This is a genomic window from Salmonella sp. 741265116_PST (assembly GCF_046567715.1).
GTDB lineage: Bacteria > Pseudomonadota > Gammaproteobacteria > Enterobacterales > Enterobacteriaceae > Salmonella > Salmonella enterica.
This window is the reverse complement of the sequence record NZ_JBKFPH010000009.1, coordinates 25,086-39,826: the sequence shown is the minus strand read 5'-3', so window position 1 is coordinate 39,826 and position 14,741 is coordinate 25,086. Positions and strand designations below refer to the sequence as shown.

The following is a 14,741-nucleotide window of genomic DNA, read 5'->3' as shown; positions in this document are numbered from 1 at the left end:
TGGCCTTCCCACCCTTATATACTTATAAATTCTTCGCAGGGCATCATTTCAGGATAAGAGCCTATCCCACCAGGCGTAATTGTTGAAGCCAGTTTGGGGCTAGCCAGCGCGCAGAAACCGGAGCGTACACGTAGTACGTGAGGATTTTGAGCACTGCCCGGTCCCAAAATGGCGAATAAAATAGCCTAATGGGATAGGCTCTAAGTACTCTCCATTACTGGAGACTGTATTCATATATTTGTCGCCGGGTTTTGATGTTAAATAGTATTTGTTCCTCTACTGAAAGCGTTAAGAAATTTTCCGCAAATTCTCGTAGTATGGTAACAGGATCGTTTTGCCCGGCATTCGATAAGAGTTGAATTACATGGTAACAAAATAGACCACAGCCGTTGGGTACATTCTTTTGTAAATTCATTTCAATAAAATCAACCCCATCGCTTTCTGATATGCCTGCAATTTTTGCTGCTTCTATAATATCTTGCTTAGTATTTTGATTTAAATCATGATAACTGTTAAAAATAAGGCATTTTATTTTTTCCGCAAGTTTGTAAAATAAGCAGATAATCCAGTGATTTCCTGTATTTATCAGGAAGACTTCATTGTCTGATAATCCTGATTGAGCAATCTTTTCAAGTAACTGAGTGCTTAACATATTTTCTTCGGTGGTAGGGTGAATAAGCCCAATAGGATAGTTTACCGAGAGAAGAGATGACTCTTGAACCAGACCTGGCGTTGCAGCTGCCAGCTCATCTGACGACAACATTCGCGCGCCACACCAAAGATTATCAATTCCGACTTGTTCGTGAACTGTCTGAGCGCACTGGTTGCCCATAATTTGATGTGCTATTCCTATTTGTTCAGAAAGGTTGGTTGTCGCGGAACCGACCATATAAAGCAATCTGGAAGGGATATGTAGCTTTTTCCAGTCAGTATTATTTTTTGTTATATCGTTATTAGCAATTTGATGTAATACAAGGCAAGCCTGATTGATTTTTTTATCTATATCTGGTGAGCCCGATCTTTTTCCGCTAAAGAGATCAAAAAGAAATATCTCAACTCTATGTCCCAGGTCATCGTTGCGTAACGCAAGATTGCATAACAGATCAATACAATTCTGATCACCGTTCTCTACTGCGCTAAACAACAACGCAAGCGTCTCCTCGCTCACATTTCCTGTATATAAGCTGTGAAATTGCGGTATGCTCAATCGGTAAAGTGAATTTACACATATATTCATTTTGCTCTGTTTCCTGATAGGCGAGAGTAGCGAATATTGTAATGTATAATTATTTGTGAAAATATTATTGCTGGTGGGGAATATATTACATCAGGCATAGACCTGATTTTCTTATTATTCACATAACCCCCAATTATTATTGGGGGTATTCAGTTATTCCCCCTCTTTAAAGGGAGCTGGTAACGCGTCGATGCAAGAGATATTGCTCTATAACAGTAACGTCGTTATCTGTCATGACCCCGTGAGTTAGCGGTCATGGTTGACCAAATAGGGCAGGTTATTGCAAAGAGACATCCGTGTTTATACCCAAAATAATGCGTAGCCAACACATAAGCAACTTGAAGTATGAAGGGTATATGTCTGATGGAAAATCGGTCCGGGTTATCAGGGTAATGGCGCCGGAGGGGTTCCGGCGCTATTTACTTAGCCGAGCGCCTGGGCCAGTAGCGTAATGGGGTGTTCGCAGCGTTTGCTTGTAGACATCTCAATTTGCCACTTACAGGTTTCACAATCGGTGACGACAATGTCGGCGCCGCTCTCTTCAATCTGGCGGAACAGCGGCGCGCCGATGGACTGTGATGTCGGATAGTTTTCCTTTTTAAATCCATACGTACCGGCAATGCCGCAGCACTGTGAATCAAGTACCGTCAATTCAAGCCCCGGAATTTGCCGCAACAGTTCAAGCGTGTAAAGCGTCCAGCCCATTTTTTCCATATGACACGGCGTATGGTAGACCACTTTCAGCGGCAAAGGATTAAGCGGCAGCGTTTTCCCGGCATCCAGTTTGCGCCATAGCCAGCGGGTGGCCAGCTCGATATGTTCGCGCAGCCCGGCGTTGTCCACGTCCAGCACTTCAGGATATTCATCGCGCAACGCAAACGTACAGGTGGATGACGTGGCGATGACCGGAATACCTTTGACGGCAATCGCCTCGCGTAGCGACTCCACATTGCTGATAGCCTGCTTGCGAGCTTTATCCGTAAAACCGTTAGCGATCAGCGGTACGCCGCAACACTTCTCTTTACTCAGTAACTGTACGCCGGTGCCCATTGCGTTCAGCACCTTAATCAGATCTTTTCCGAGCTGCGGATGGTTGTAATTCACAAAACAGCCATGGAAAAAGGCGACCTGATCTTTGTATTTAGCCTGCTGCGCCGCCACGCTACGATACCAGCGGCGGAAGGTGCCGAAAGAGTATTTTGGTAAGGTGCGGCGATGATCGATTTTGAGCGCGTAATCAAGCAACTGGCGCACTGGCTTTAATGCGGTGGCGGTATTGACCACCGGCGCGAACGGCGTTGAAACGCTGCCCATCAGATCGGTATGGCTGAGAATAAAGTTACGCAATGACGGGCGCGTCGTATCGTATTTCGCGCGGGCGCGCTGGATGATATCGCCAATCTTCACGTCCGACGGACAGGCGACCTCACACCGTTTGCAGTTAATGCAATATTTCAGCGCCTCATCATACAGCGCGCCGTCTTTCAGACGCAGGCGTTCGCCATCCGGTCCGGCCTGTTTAGGGCCAGGGTAGCCAGGATTAACGCGGCTGACCGGGCACGCGGTGGTGCACACCGTACATTTAATACAACTTTCAAAACGTGTGTCGCTCATTGCTGTTCTCCTGCACGCTCAGCGATATGGTGCGCGGCCTGGAGGGCGCTGACTGCGCAGACGCCGCCGCCGCATCCCTCAGCTATAGGATCGAATCCCGCCAGCACAGAACCTATTGCATACAGATTTTCTACCGTGTTGCCCGCAAGGGAGGGGCGGAAAGCGTCATCCGTCACGACGCCAAACTGCTGCCAGGGCTGTGGGTCGAAGAAATGTTGTTGATACCATTCGGCGCGGGTGGCCGTTTGCTGTACGTCGAGCCCTAAAATAGGTTCGCGGATCCCTTCACGCTCGGCAACCAGACCGCTACTAAAGAAGCTACCGCTGGCAAGTACGGCAAAACGCGGGCGCAGTGGGATATCGGCATGGTTGCGGGTCCATATTTCGCTCACGGTACCGCGACGGCAGGTGACTTTCTTCACTTCATCGCCCGGCATCCAGATGCCGCCCTGACGAACAAACTGGCGCTGGAGCTGATTGTGCAGACGAATACCGAGCACCGATGGCGGCAGCGTCGGCAGCAGCGTGAGCGCGCAGGGCAGACGTTCGTTAAGCCAGCGCCACAGCGTATCGTTCGCCAGCCCGAAACAGGCGGGCATGATGATCATGTCGCAGTTTGTCGCTATTGGCGACAGCGCGTCGTACAGCAGCGGCCATTTTTCTTCGTTATCAAGCAGACGCGCAATATTGACCGCGCGAAATTCCGTCGGGTTATCACGCAGTACGTCCAGTTCCGGAAGGTCGATTTCTGCGGTTTCCACGTTGAGATCGCGTTGACGCAGCGACGCTGCCGCAAGGTGCGCCTGGAAATCCAGTAATCCGCTAACGCCGACGACGCAAACTCGCTGTGCGGATAACGGCCAGACCGGCACTTCCGGCGAGCTAAGCCAGGTTGAACGCAATGTGCCAAGTGGCGTTACACGCTGGTGCGCCTGCTGTACATCACCGTATAACTGCGCGCCGCTGGCGTTAAGTAGCGTTTGCGCCTGTTGCGCCAGCGTAAGGACTTTTTGCGCGCCCAAACGCGAATAAGGATGTTCAGGCGCCTGGCGGCGCAGCGCATCAAGCCCGGCGGTAATGTCGGTCACCGGTTGGCCGTCGGGCAGGGCGCTGAGCAGATCCAACGAGCCGGAGGAAAAATGCAGCGCGCTTTGTCCGCGGGTGACGATGGCGCAGCGTAATCCATGCTGCTGGAGTTGCAGTCCGCACAGCAAACCGGCGAGACCGCCGCCCATAATAACCGTATCAAATTTCATCCTGGTGCTCCTTCTCCAGACCGCATAATCCCTGATAAACCCAGCGCGTGAATTCGCTTTCGCGCAGCGCGTCTCCCCAGGCGACAGGTTGTACGCCTTTCCAGCGCTCATTCAGAAATTCAGAGAGTTGCGTAATAGATTGCGCCGCGGTCGTCACATTAAAACGCTGCAATAGCCCGGCCGCGCGGCAGGCGCACAGTTCGCCCTGGCAAGTGCCCATCCCTACGCGGGTGCGACGGCGCAGATCCAGCAGGCTGTTCACGGTTAAGTTTTCGACGGCATACTGCACTTCCCCCGCCGTGACGGCCTCGCATTCACAGACCAGGCTACGGTGTTGGCGGCCTTCGCTCAGCCACCCCGGCGTGCGATCGCCATGCCGATAAACCGCCGATCCGCGTAGCGGCGCGGGAAGCGAGATAATGCGTTTCAGCGTATGTTCCGTAGACTCTTTTGAGCCAGGCAACGGCGTATCCGCCGTGATGCAGGGGCGGGTATTGCCCAACTTGCGGCACACGGCATCGGTCGCCCATTCCGCCATCAGGCGGTAAGTCATTAGCTTCCCGCCGGTAATGGTAATGAAGCCTTCAAGCCCGTCGCGCTCGGCGTGGTCGAACAGCACAATACCGCGGCTGACGTTACGACCGCTGGGATCGTCATCGCTGGCCACCAGCGGGCGGACGCCGGAATACGCGCGCAGAATACGCGTCTTCGCCATGACAGGGGCCAGTTTTTCCCCTTCACGCAGCAGGATATCGACTTCATCTGCGGTGACGCGGTTGCTGTCTATCTCATTGTAATCAATATGGGTAGAGGTGGTGCCGATCAGTGAAATCGTATCGCCAGGTACCAGAATGTCGGCATCCGATGGTTTCCGGCAGCGGTTAATGACATGCTGGTTGATCCGATGGTCCATGATCAACAGCGAGCCTTTCGCCGGGAACATGCGAATACTCAGGTCGGCGTATTCGGCGATCCGTTGCCCCCAGATACCTGCCGCATTGACCACCACCGGCGCGTGAAGCGTCTGGGTTTCGCCAGTGAGATGGTTGCGCACATGGACGCCGCAGACCGTTGTGCCTTCACGAATGAGCCCGGTCACTTCATGCGCCGTTAACACGATTGCGCCATGTTCTCTGGCATCCAGCATATTGGCGGCGGTAAGGCGGAAAGGGTCCACGGTGCCATCCGGCACTTTTACCGCACCGATGAGCGCAGGGTTAACGGAAGGTTCGATGATGCGAGCCTGCTGCGGATCGATGGCTTCAGCGCGAATGCCTGCTGCTTCACAGGCGCGAATAAAGGTGGCCTGAAACGCAAGATCATCTTCCGGCAACGTAATAAACAGACCATCCGTCGGTTCGACGCAATGGCGGGCGATCCGTTTTAAAATCTGGTTTTCACTAATGCACTCGCGCGCGGATTCCGCATCGGTAACCGCATAACGAGCGCCGCTGTGCAGCAGCCCGTGGTTACGCCCGGTCGCGCCGGTCGCTATATCATGCCGCTCCACCAGGATGACACGTAAACCGCGCAGCGCGCAGTCGCGGGCGATCCCTGCGCCTGTTGCTCCACCGCCAATGATAATCACGTCACTTGCTTGCGAGTCGCGAGTTTTCATTGTTTTTCCTCACAGTTCGTTTTTTATCATTTAGCCATACAAATCATATGGAATGTTTGATTTCGCGCATAATCGCTCATTATTCGAAAATGAAACGTGATTTCGTGCGCCTTTCTGAACATTGGTCATAAAACTGTAACAATATGTGCTGTAATTCACATTAACGTGACGTATCTTTACTTAACATCGCGGCCACACTGGGAGCAGCGGGGTTGTTTGAACAAACTGCGGTGTTTACCTCTAAATAAAATACGGGCCACGGAGGCTACAATATGTTGAGTATTTTTAAACCAGCGCCGCATAAAGCGCGCTTGCCAGCGGCGGAGATTGATCCGACCTATCGCCGATTACGCTGGCAGATTTTCCTGGGGATATTCTTTGGCTATGCCGCGTATTATCTGGTGCGCAAGAACTTTGCCCTCGCGATGCCCTACCTGGTAGAACAGGGTTTTTCACGCGGCGATCTGGGCTTTGCGCTGTCCGGGATTTCCATCGCTTATGGTTTTTCGAAATTTATAATGGGTTCGGTGTCCGATCGCTCGAATCCGCGCGTTTTCCTGCCGGCAGGGTTGATTCTGGCCGCAGCAGTCATGTTGTTTATGGGCTTTGTGCCGTGGGCGACATCCAGCATCGCCGTGATGTTTGTACTGTTGTTCCTTTGCGGCTGGTTCCAGGGGATGGGGTGGCCGCCGTGCGGACGTACGATGGTTCACTGGTGGTCGCAGAAAGAGCGCGGCGGCATTGTGTCGGTCTGGAACTGCGCGCATAACGTCGGCGGCGGGATCCCGCCACTGCTGTTCCTGCTGGGGATGGCGTGGTTTAACGACTGGAAAGCGGCGCTCTATATGCCAGCCTTTGGCGCGATTGTGGTGGCGCTGTTCGCTTTCGCAATGATGCGCGATACGCCGCAATCCTGCGGTCTGCCGCCTATCGAAGAGTATAAAAATGACTATCCGGACGACTACAACGAAAAAGCGGAAGAAGAGCTCACCGCGAAGCAAATCTTCATGCAGTACGTACTGCCGAACAAATTACTGTGGTATATCGCTATCGCCAACGTGTTTGTCTACCTGCTGCGCTACGGTATCCTCGACTGGTCGCCAACGTACCTGAAAGAAGTGAAACATTTCGCACTGGATAAATCCTCCTGGGCATATTTCCTCTATGAATATGCCGGTATTCCGGGCACGCTGCTGTGTGGCTGGATGTCAGATAAAGTCTTCCGCGGCAACCGTGGCGCGACGGGCGTATTCTTTATGACCCTGGTGACTATCGCGACCATCGTTTACTGGATGAACCCGGCAGGGAACCCGAACGTTGATATGGCTTGTATGATTATCATCGGCTTCCTGATCTACGGCCCGGTAATGTTGATCGGTCTGCATGCGCTGGAACTGGCGCCGAAAAAAGCGGCGGGTACGGCGGCGGGCTTTACCGGTCTGTTTGGTTATCTGGGCGGTTCTGTCGCTGCAAGCGCCATTGTGGGTTATACCGTTGACTTCTTCGGTTGGGATGGCGGCTTTATGGTGATGATTGGCGGCAGCATTCTGGCGGTAATCCTGCTGGTGGTCGTGATGATTGGCGAAAAACGCCATCATGATGAGCAGCAGTTAAAACGCAACGGAGGTTAATAACATGAAAACCACACTGAAAAATCTTAGCGTGGCGTTGATGTTGGCAGGAATGGCCATCGGAAGCGGCGCCGTGGCGGCTGAAAAAGTCGTTATCGCCCACCGTGGCGCCAGCGGTTATCTGCCGGAGCATACGCTACCGGCGAAAGCGATGGCGTATGCGCAAGGGGCAGATTATCTGGAACAGGATTTGGTGATGACAAAGGACGACCATCTGGTCGTCCTCCATGACCACTACCTTGACCGGGTGACTGACGTCGCAGACCGTTTTCCGGACCGGGCGCGTAAAGATGGGCGCTATTACGCTATCGATTTTACGCTGGATGAAATTAAATCCCTGAAGTTTACTGAAGGGTTTGATATTGAAAACGGCAAAAAAGTACAAACTTATCCGGGCCGTTTCCCGATGGGAAAATCTGATTTCCGCATTCATACCTTTGAAGAGGAAATTGAATTCGTTCAGGGATTAAATCACTCTACCGGTAAAAATATCGGTATTTATCCGGAAATTAAAGCACCGTGGTTCCATCATCAGGAAGGGAAAGATATTGCCGCGAAAACGCTGGAAGTGCTGAAGAAGTATGGTTACACCGGCAAGCAGGACAATGTCTATTTGCAGTGTTTTGATGTCGCTGAGCTGAAACGTATTAAGAATGAACTGGAACCCAAAATGGGGATGGATCTCAATCTGGTTCAACTTATTGCGTATACCGACTGGAATGAAACACAGCAGAAACAGCCGGACGGTCGTTGGGTAAATTACAACTACGACTGGATGTTTAAGCCGGGCGCTATGAAGCAGGTGGCGGAATATGCGGACGGTATTGGTCCGGATTACCATATGCTGGTCGCGGAAGGCTCAACAAAAGGGAATATCAAACTGACTGGAATGGTGCAAGACGCGCATCAGAATAAGATGGTAGTGCATCCTTACACTGTGCGTGCCGATCAATTGCCGGACTATGCCACAGACGTTAATCAGTTGTACGACATCCTGTATAACAAGGCGGGCGTCGACGGGCTGTTCACCGACTTCCCGGATAAGGCGGTCATGTTCCTGCAAAAAAATGACTAAAGGTTTGCCATAGTCGAAGTGAAGCGCCGGATGAGGGCATAAACGCCTCATCCGGCCTGGCGCAACGTTTGCCAGCGCAGGTCTGGTAAACGCAATGCCATCAGGCGGTATTGTTTTATAGCAAACCCTCATCGGTCAGTGTTTCCATACATTTTTGTAATAAAAATAGCGGACTTCCTTCTACCGGCGGTTCTTTTGCTAACAGGGAAATTTGTCGATAAAAGGTGGGTTCCAGCGCCACGGAGCATAATTTTCCTGTCGTGGCTTTTAAGGTTAATTCTGGCAATAAGGCGATGCCTAATCCCTGGCGAATAAAATTCAGCGCAGTATCGGGATGGTTAAATTCATATTTAAATATCGGCTCAATCCCCTTTTCTTTAAACAACGCCATAATGCTTAATTCATAACGACCTTTACTGACAATAAGTGGTTCGTCCATCAGTTCTTCGACTGTTACTGTACTGTTGGTCGCCAGGGGATGATTTTCAGGCACCACTACGGTGAATTTATCCCGGTAAATGGGGACGCAATACATACCATTGACCGGGAAAGGAACGAAACCGGCATCAATACTTCCGTCCTGCAGCGAATCAATAATAGCCGTACTGTTCTCTTCATAAGGGATAATTTTTACATTTGGATGATGGCTTTCAAAATAGCGAATGACGCCGGGTAAAATGCAGGCGCAGGCGCTGGGAAAACAGCCAATCCGTAGCGTACGGGCCGGGTTCTTTTTTTCTTGTTCGGCAATCTCTTTTACCGCGTTGACGTCGCGCTGGATCGCGCGTAAGTGCCTGACGATGCGGCTACCGGCGGCGGTAAGCTCAATCTCTTTACGACGCTCACGAATCAATATGTCAACGCCGAGCTCCTCCTCAAGCGCGGAGATGGCCTGGCTGACGGCGGATTGCGTCATGTATAGCCGTTTGCTGGCCTCGGTAAATCCGCCGTACTCCAGTACGGCAAGCAGGGCGTGGATTTGGGTTAGTGTCATTAGTAAAAACTAATTAATATAATTAAAACGATTAATTTTTCTAATAGAGTGCACTTGTTTATACTGCGATTCTATCGAATACATCACATTTTGACGCACCTGATAGGTGTTCAGTTGAGCTGAGCGTTGCCTGCGTGCGCCATCTGAACGGGTCGTTAAGAATGAAAGAAAAATTATGGACGAAGGATTTTTGGGCAATAACCATAGTTAGTTTTATTATCTTTTTTGTTTTTTATGTACTGCTAACCTTATTACCCATTTATATCGCTGACCGCCTGCATGCTTCTGCAGATAAGGCAGGATTGTTAGTGACATGTTTCCTGGCTGCGGCAATTGTTATTCGGCCGTTTGCCGGACAGTGGGTGGGAAAATATTCGAATAAAAAGATTCTGGTGCTCTCTTCTCTGGCTTTTTTGGTGATTACCGCGCTGTATCCGGTTTGCCATTCCATTGAGTCGCTGCTCTTTATCCGCGTACTTCATGGGATTACGTTTGGTGTTATTACCACGGTAAAAGGAACTATTTCAGCGCGGTTGATTCCGGCCTCCCGACGTGGAGAGGGCATCAGCTTTTTCTCTTTAGCGATGGGCCTGGCGATGGTCGTAGGACCGTGGATCGGTTTGAATATGGCCCGCTGGAACGCGTTCACTGCCGCATTCTGGCTTTGTTCCGCTGTAGCGGTGTTAGGGATTTTGCTTTCCCTGATTGTGACGGTCCCTCCGGTAATTCGTCATGCCGATGGTTCGAAACCGAATCTGGGTTTTGCCGCGATGTTTGACCGCGCCGCCTTGCCTTTTGCGCTGGTCACCTTTTTTATGACTTTCTCCTATGCCGGCGTGTCGGCTTTCCTGGCGCTGTATGCTCGTGAGCTGGATTTGATGGCGGCGGCCAGTAATTTCCTGCTGTGCTACGCTATTTTCCTGATGATATGTCGTACCTTCACCGGGAATATTTGTGATAAAAAAGGGCCGAAATATGTTGTTTACCCATGCCTGTTGGCTTTTACCATCGGTCTGGTGGCGCTGGGCTACACCAATGGCAGCATCATGATGATTATTTCCGGCGGGCTAATCGGTATCGGCTACGGTTCGGTCACGCCGGTTTTCCAGACGCAAATTATCAGCTCGGTTGAACCGCATAAAATCGGCGTGGCGAATTCACTGTTCTTTAACGCGATGGATGCCGGAATGGCGATTGGCGCCTTTATCATGGGAATGATGGTTGAGTCGGTTGGCTATCGTATGATTTATGTCGCTGGCGCGGTGCTGGTGGTGCTCGCTGGCGCACTGTATGCCGTGCAGATGAAAAAACGTGGCGCGATGCCTTTGGTTTCCACCAGCGAGTTGCACTGAGTTACATCTCTATTTCGATATCGCCTTTTGCCCTGCAGCAGCAGGGCAAAATCTCTCCCGGCTGGATAAACGCTAAAGGTTCCGTAATCCAGTCAACCTGACCGGCAACCAGCCGGGTACGACAGGAGCCGCAATACCCTTCGCGGCACTGATACTCCACCTCAACGTTATGCGATTCCAGCGCGGCCAGCAGAGAAGGGTGTTCATCCTGGCACAGCAGTTGTGTGCCAGTGATACGCAGCGTGACGCGTCCCATCAGAGCTGGAAATTACTCAGATCGTCGGTATCGACTTCCGAATCGATTTGTCCGACCAGATAAGAGCTAACTTCCACTTCCTGTGGCGCGACCTGAACGTTATCGGACACCAACCAGGTATTGATCCACGGGATTGGGTTGGAGCGGGTCTGGAACGGCAGATCCAGCCCTACCGCCTGCATACGAATATTAGTAATATATTCAACGTATTGACACAGGATATCTTTATTCAGGCCGATCATCGAACCGTCGCGGAACAGATAGTCCGCCCACTCTTTTTCCTGCTGCGCCGCCTGCACGAACAGGTCATAACATTCCTGTTTACACTCTTCGGCGATTTCCGCCATCTCCGGGTCGTCCACGCCGCTACGCAACAGGTTCAGCATATGTTGTGTGCCGGTCAGATGCAGAGCTTCGTCACGGGCGATCAGACGGATAATTTTGGCGTTGCCTTCCATCAGTTCACGCTCGGCAAATGCGAAAGAGCAGGCGAAGCTGACGTAGAAGCGGATGGCTTCCAGCGCGTTCACGCTCATCAGGCACAGATACAGTTTTTTCTTCAGCTCACGCAGATTCACGACAACCGTTTTGCCATTAACGGTATGGGTGCCTTCACCGAGCAGATGCCAGTAACTGGTCATCTCAATAAGTTCGTCGTAGTAGGCGGAGATCCCTTCGGCGCGCTTCTGAATTTGCTCATTGGTCACGATATCGTCAAAAACGACCGCCGGATCGTTGACGATGTTACGAATAATGTGGGTGTAGGAGCGTGAGTGAATCGTCTCAGAAAACGCCCAGGTCTCTACCCACGTCTCCAGCTCCGGGATGGAAATGAGCGGCAGCAGGGCGACGTTCGGGCTACGTCCCTGAATGGAATCCAGCAGCGTCTGGTATTTGAGGTTGCTGATGAAGATATGTTTTTCGTGCTCCGGCAACGCCTGATAATCGATACGATCGCGGGAGACGTCGACCTCTTCCGGACGCCAGAAGAAAGAGAGCTGTTTTTCGATCAGTTTTTCGAAGATGTCATATTTCTGCTGGTCATAGCGTGCAACGTTGACCGGCTGGCCAAAGAACATGGGTTCCTTGAGCTGATCGTTTTTCGTCTGTGAAAAAGTGGTGTATGCCATTGAAGTGAATCCTTTATGGGATGAGCGCCGGATGGCGGCGCAAGCGCCTTATCCGGCCTACAAACCGTACAATCGTAGGCCGGATAAGCATAGCGCTACCCGGCACTATTCATCAGATCTTACAAGCGCCGCTTTCGCAGCCATCGTCCTGAATAGAAGGCGCCAAATCGTCCTGCGCATCTTCCGCGCCGTCGCGGGTATTTTGATAGTACAGAGTTTTTACGCCAAACTTATACGCGGTGAGCAAATCTTTCAGCAGTTGCTGCATCGGTACTTTTCCTGACGGGAAACGTGACGGATCGTAGTTGGTATTGGCGGAAATCGACTGATCGATAAACTTCTGCATGATACCCACCAGTTGCAGATAACCGTCGTTGTTCGGCATCTCCCACAACAGTTCGTAAGCGTCTTTCAGATGCTCATAATCCGGCACGACCTGACGCAAAATACCGTCTTTCGAGGCCTTGATGCTGACGTAGCCGCGCGGTGGTTCGATACCGTTGGTGGCGTTGGAGATCTGGGATGACGTTTCCGACGGCATTAGCGCCGATAGCGTGGAGTTACGCAGACCGTGGGTTTTGATCGATTCACGCAGCTGTTCCCAGTCGTAGTGCAGCGGTTCGTTGACGATCGCATCCAGATCTTTTTTGTAGGTGTCGATCGGCAGAATGCCTTTTGCATAGGTGGTTTCGTTGAACCATGGGCAGGCGCCTTGCTCTTTCGCCAGTTCGTTGGACGCTTTAAGCAGATAGTATTGAATGGCTTCAAAGGTTTTATGCGTCAGATTATTGGCGCTGCCGTCGGAATAACGCTTACCGTTTTTCGCCAGCCAGTAGGCGAAGTTAATCACGCCAATGCCCAGCGTACGACGGCCCATTGCGCCGCGTTTGGCAGCCGGAATCGGGTAATCCTGATAATCGAGCAGAGCATCCAAAGCGCGTACTGCCAGAATAGCCAGTTCTTCCAGCTCGTCCAGAGTTTTAATGGCGCCCAGATTGAATGCTGACAGCGTACACAACGCAATTTCGCCGTTTTCATCGTTAACATCGTGCAGCGGTTTGGTCGGCAGGGCAATCTCCAGACACAGGTTAGACTGGCGTACCGGGGCGACAACCGGATCGAACGGACTGTGAGTATTGCAGTGGTCAACGTTCTGGATATAGATACGACCGGTAGAGGCGCGTTCCTGCATCATCAGCGAGAACAGTTCGACCGCTTTCACACGCTGTTTGCGGATGCTGTCGTCGTTTTCATATTTCACGTACAGGCGTTCGAATTCGTCCTGGTCGGCGAAGAACGCATCGTATAGTCCGGGTACATCAGACGGACTGAACAGCGTAATGTCGCCGCCCTTCAGCAGGCGGGTGTACATCAGTTTGTTGATCTGTACGCCGTAGTCCATGTGACGTACGCGGTTGCCTTCCACGCCACGGTTGTTTTTCAGTACCAGCAGGCTTTCCACTTCCAGGTGCCACATCGGGTAGAACAGTGTCGCCGCGCCGCCGCGCACGCCGCCCTGCGAGCAGGATTTCACCGCCGTCTGGAAGTGCTTGTAGAACGGGATGCAGCCGGTGTGGAACGCTTCGCCGCCGCGAATCGGGCTGCCCAGCGCGCGAATGCGTCCCGCGTTGATACCGATACCGGCGCGCTGAGAAACGTATTTCACGATAGCGCTGGAGGTGGCGTTGATGGAATCCAGACTGTCGCCACACTCGATCAGTACGCAAGAGCTGAACTGACGGGTTGGGGTACGCACGCCGGACATAATTGGCGTCGGCAGCGAGATTTTGAACGTAGAGACCGCATCGTAAAAACGTTTTACATAGTCAAGACGCGTTTCACGCGGGTAGTTCGAGAACAGGCAGGCCGCTACCAGAATATAAAGGAACTGCGCGCTTTCATAGATTTCGCCGGTCACGCGGTTTTGCACCAGATATTTCCCTTCTAACTGCTTAACGGCAGCGTAGGAGAAGGTCATATCGCGATCGTGAACGATAAACGAATCCATCTGCTTGAACTCTTCTTCCGTGTAGTCTTCCAGCAGATGATTGTCGTATTTGCCAAGCTCAACCATTTTTACCACATGGTGGTAAAGTGCGGGCGGCTCAAACTGGCCGAAGGCTTTCTTACGCAGGTGGAAAATCGCCAGACGTGCAGCCAGGTATTGATAATCCGGCGCATCGCGAGAGATCAGGTCTGCGGCGGCCTTAATGATAGTTTCATGGATATCGGAGGTCTTAATCCCATCATAAAACTGAATATGCGAGCGTAGCTCGACCTGAGAAACCGATACGTTATTCAGTCCTTCTGCCGCCCAATCAAGCACGCGATGAATTTTGTCGAGATTGATGCGCTCAGTACGGCCGTCACGCTTTGTCACCAGCAGACTCTGATTCATGTGGTTTTCTACCTGTTTACCTGTCCGTGAAAGAAAAATATCCCCCCGCTTATCCACAACGCCACGTTGTGACTAACTCTGTGGATAAATACTATATATAGGGGGTAATCGATAAGTGAAACGCTATATGGTGAGTATTCTAGTAGGGATTCTTTTGAGTACAAGAGTTGATTTTGGCGT

11 protein-coding genes are annotated in these 14,741 nt (G+C 51.6%); 3 read left to right on the top strand and 8 right to left on the bottom strand.

What is annotated here, in order from left to right:
- Positions 1 to 214: 214 nt before the first annotated feature.
- From sseL to glpA, 4 genes are all read right to left on the bottom strand, one after another.
- Complete coding sequence (gene sseL, locus ACLD11_RS08410; RefSeq protein WP_411014781.1) at positions 215 to 1,237, bottom strand: SPI-2 type III secretion system effector deubiquitinase SseL; 1,023 nt, start codon at positions 1,235 to 1,237, stop codon at positions 215 to 217.
- Between the two features lie 423 nt (positions 1,238 to 1,660).
- Positions 1,661 to 2,851: an anaerobic glycerol-3-phosphate dehydrogenase subunit GlpC gene (glpC, locus tag ACLD11_RS08405; protein WP_001285726.1), complete on the bottom strand. Its 1,191-nt coding sequence runs from the start codon at positions 2,849 to 2,851 to the stop codon at positions 1,661 to 1,663.
- Positions 2,848 to 4,107: a glycerol-3-phosphate dehydrogenase subunit GlpB gene (gene glpB / locus ACLD11_RS08400; RefSeq protein WP_411011478.1), complete on the bottom strand. Its 1,260-nt coding sequence runs from the start codon at positions 4,105 to 4,107 to the stop codon at positions 2,848 to 2,850. The genes glpC and glpB overlap by 4 nt, the downstream gene beginning before the upstream one ends.
- Positions 4,097 to 5,725 carry an anaerobic glycerol-3-phosphate dehydrogenase subunit A gene (glpA, locus tag ACLD11_RS08395; protein WP_411011477.1) on the bottom strand — a complete coding sequence of 543 codons (1,629 nt, stop codon included), beginning with the start codon at positions 5,723 to 5,725 and terminating at the stop codon, positions 4,097 to 4,099. Before glpA ends, glpB begins: the two co-directional genes overlap by 11 nt.
- Before the next feature lie 272 nt (positions 5,726 to 5,997).
- Here glpA and glpT point away from each other — a divergent pair, with 272 nt between their 5' ends.
- Positions 5,998 to 7,356, top strand: a complete 1,359-nt coding sequence (gene glpT, locus ACLD11_RS08390; RefSeq protein ID WP_000948740.1) for a glycerol-3-phosphate transporter — start codon at positions 5,998 to 6,000, stop codon at positions 7,354 to 7,356.
- A 4-nt stretch (positions 7,357 to 7,360) separates the two neighbouring features.
- Entirely contained in the window at positions 7,361 to 8,431 is a 1,071-nt protein-coding gene (gene glpQ / locus ACLD11_RS08385; RefSeq protein WP_000858946.1) for a glycerophosphodiester phosphodiesterase, read from the top strand.
- A gap of 115 nt (positions 8,432 to 8,546) precedes the next feature.
- Here glpQ and ACLD11_RS08380 read toward each other — a convergent pair whose 3' ends face one another.
- Positions 8,547 to 9,425 carry a LysR family transcriptional regulator gene (locus ACLD11_RS08380; protein WP_000176721.1) on the bottom strand — a complete coding sequence of 293 codons (879 nt, stop codon included), beginning with the start codon at positions 9,423 to 9,425 and terminating at the stop codon, positions 8,547 to 8,549.
- A 161-nt stretch (positions 9,426 to 9,586) separates the two neighbouring features.
- On the opposite strand from ACLD11_RS08380, the gene ACLD11_RS08375 reads away from it, so the two are divergent.
- The gene (locus ACLD11_RS08375; protein ID WP_000660250.1) at positions 9,587 to 10,777 is read left to right on the top strand and encodes an MFS transporter; all 1,191 of its coding nucleotides are present in this window, start codon (positions 9,587 to 9,589) and stop codon (positions 10,775 to 10,777) included.
- A 1-nt stretch (position 10,778) separates the two neighbouring features.
- Here the strand turns inward: ACLD11_RS08375 and yfaE are convergent, their stop codons facing one another.
- The 3 genes from yfaE to nrdA form a co-directional block, all read right to left on the bottom strand.
- A complete protein-coding gene (gene yfaE, locus ACLD11_RS08370) occupies positions 10,779 to 11,033 on the bottom strand; it encodes a ferredoxin-like diferric-tyrosyl radical cofactor maintenance protein YfaE (RefSeq protein ID WP_000533921.1) in 255 nt (84 codons plus the stop codon).
- A complete protein-coding gene (gene nrdB, locus ACLD11_RS08365) occupies positions 11,033 to 12,163 on the bottom strand; it encodes a class Ia ribonucleoside-diphosphate reductase subunit beta (protein WP_000332026.1) in 1,131 nt (376 codons plus the stop codon). Before nrdB ends, yfaE begins: the two co-directional genes overlap by 1 nt.
- Positions 12,164 to 12,275: 112 nt before the next feature.
- Positions 12,276 to 14,561 (bottom strand): class 1a ribonucleoside-diphosphate reductase subunit alpha, encoded by a 2,286-nt coding sequence (gene nrdA / locus ACLD11_RS08360; RefSeq protein ID WP_001076491.1) that lies wholly within the window; start codon positions 14,559 to 14,561, stop codon positions 12,276 to 12,278.
- Positions 14,562 to 14,741 lie beyond the last annotated feature (180 nt).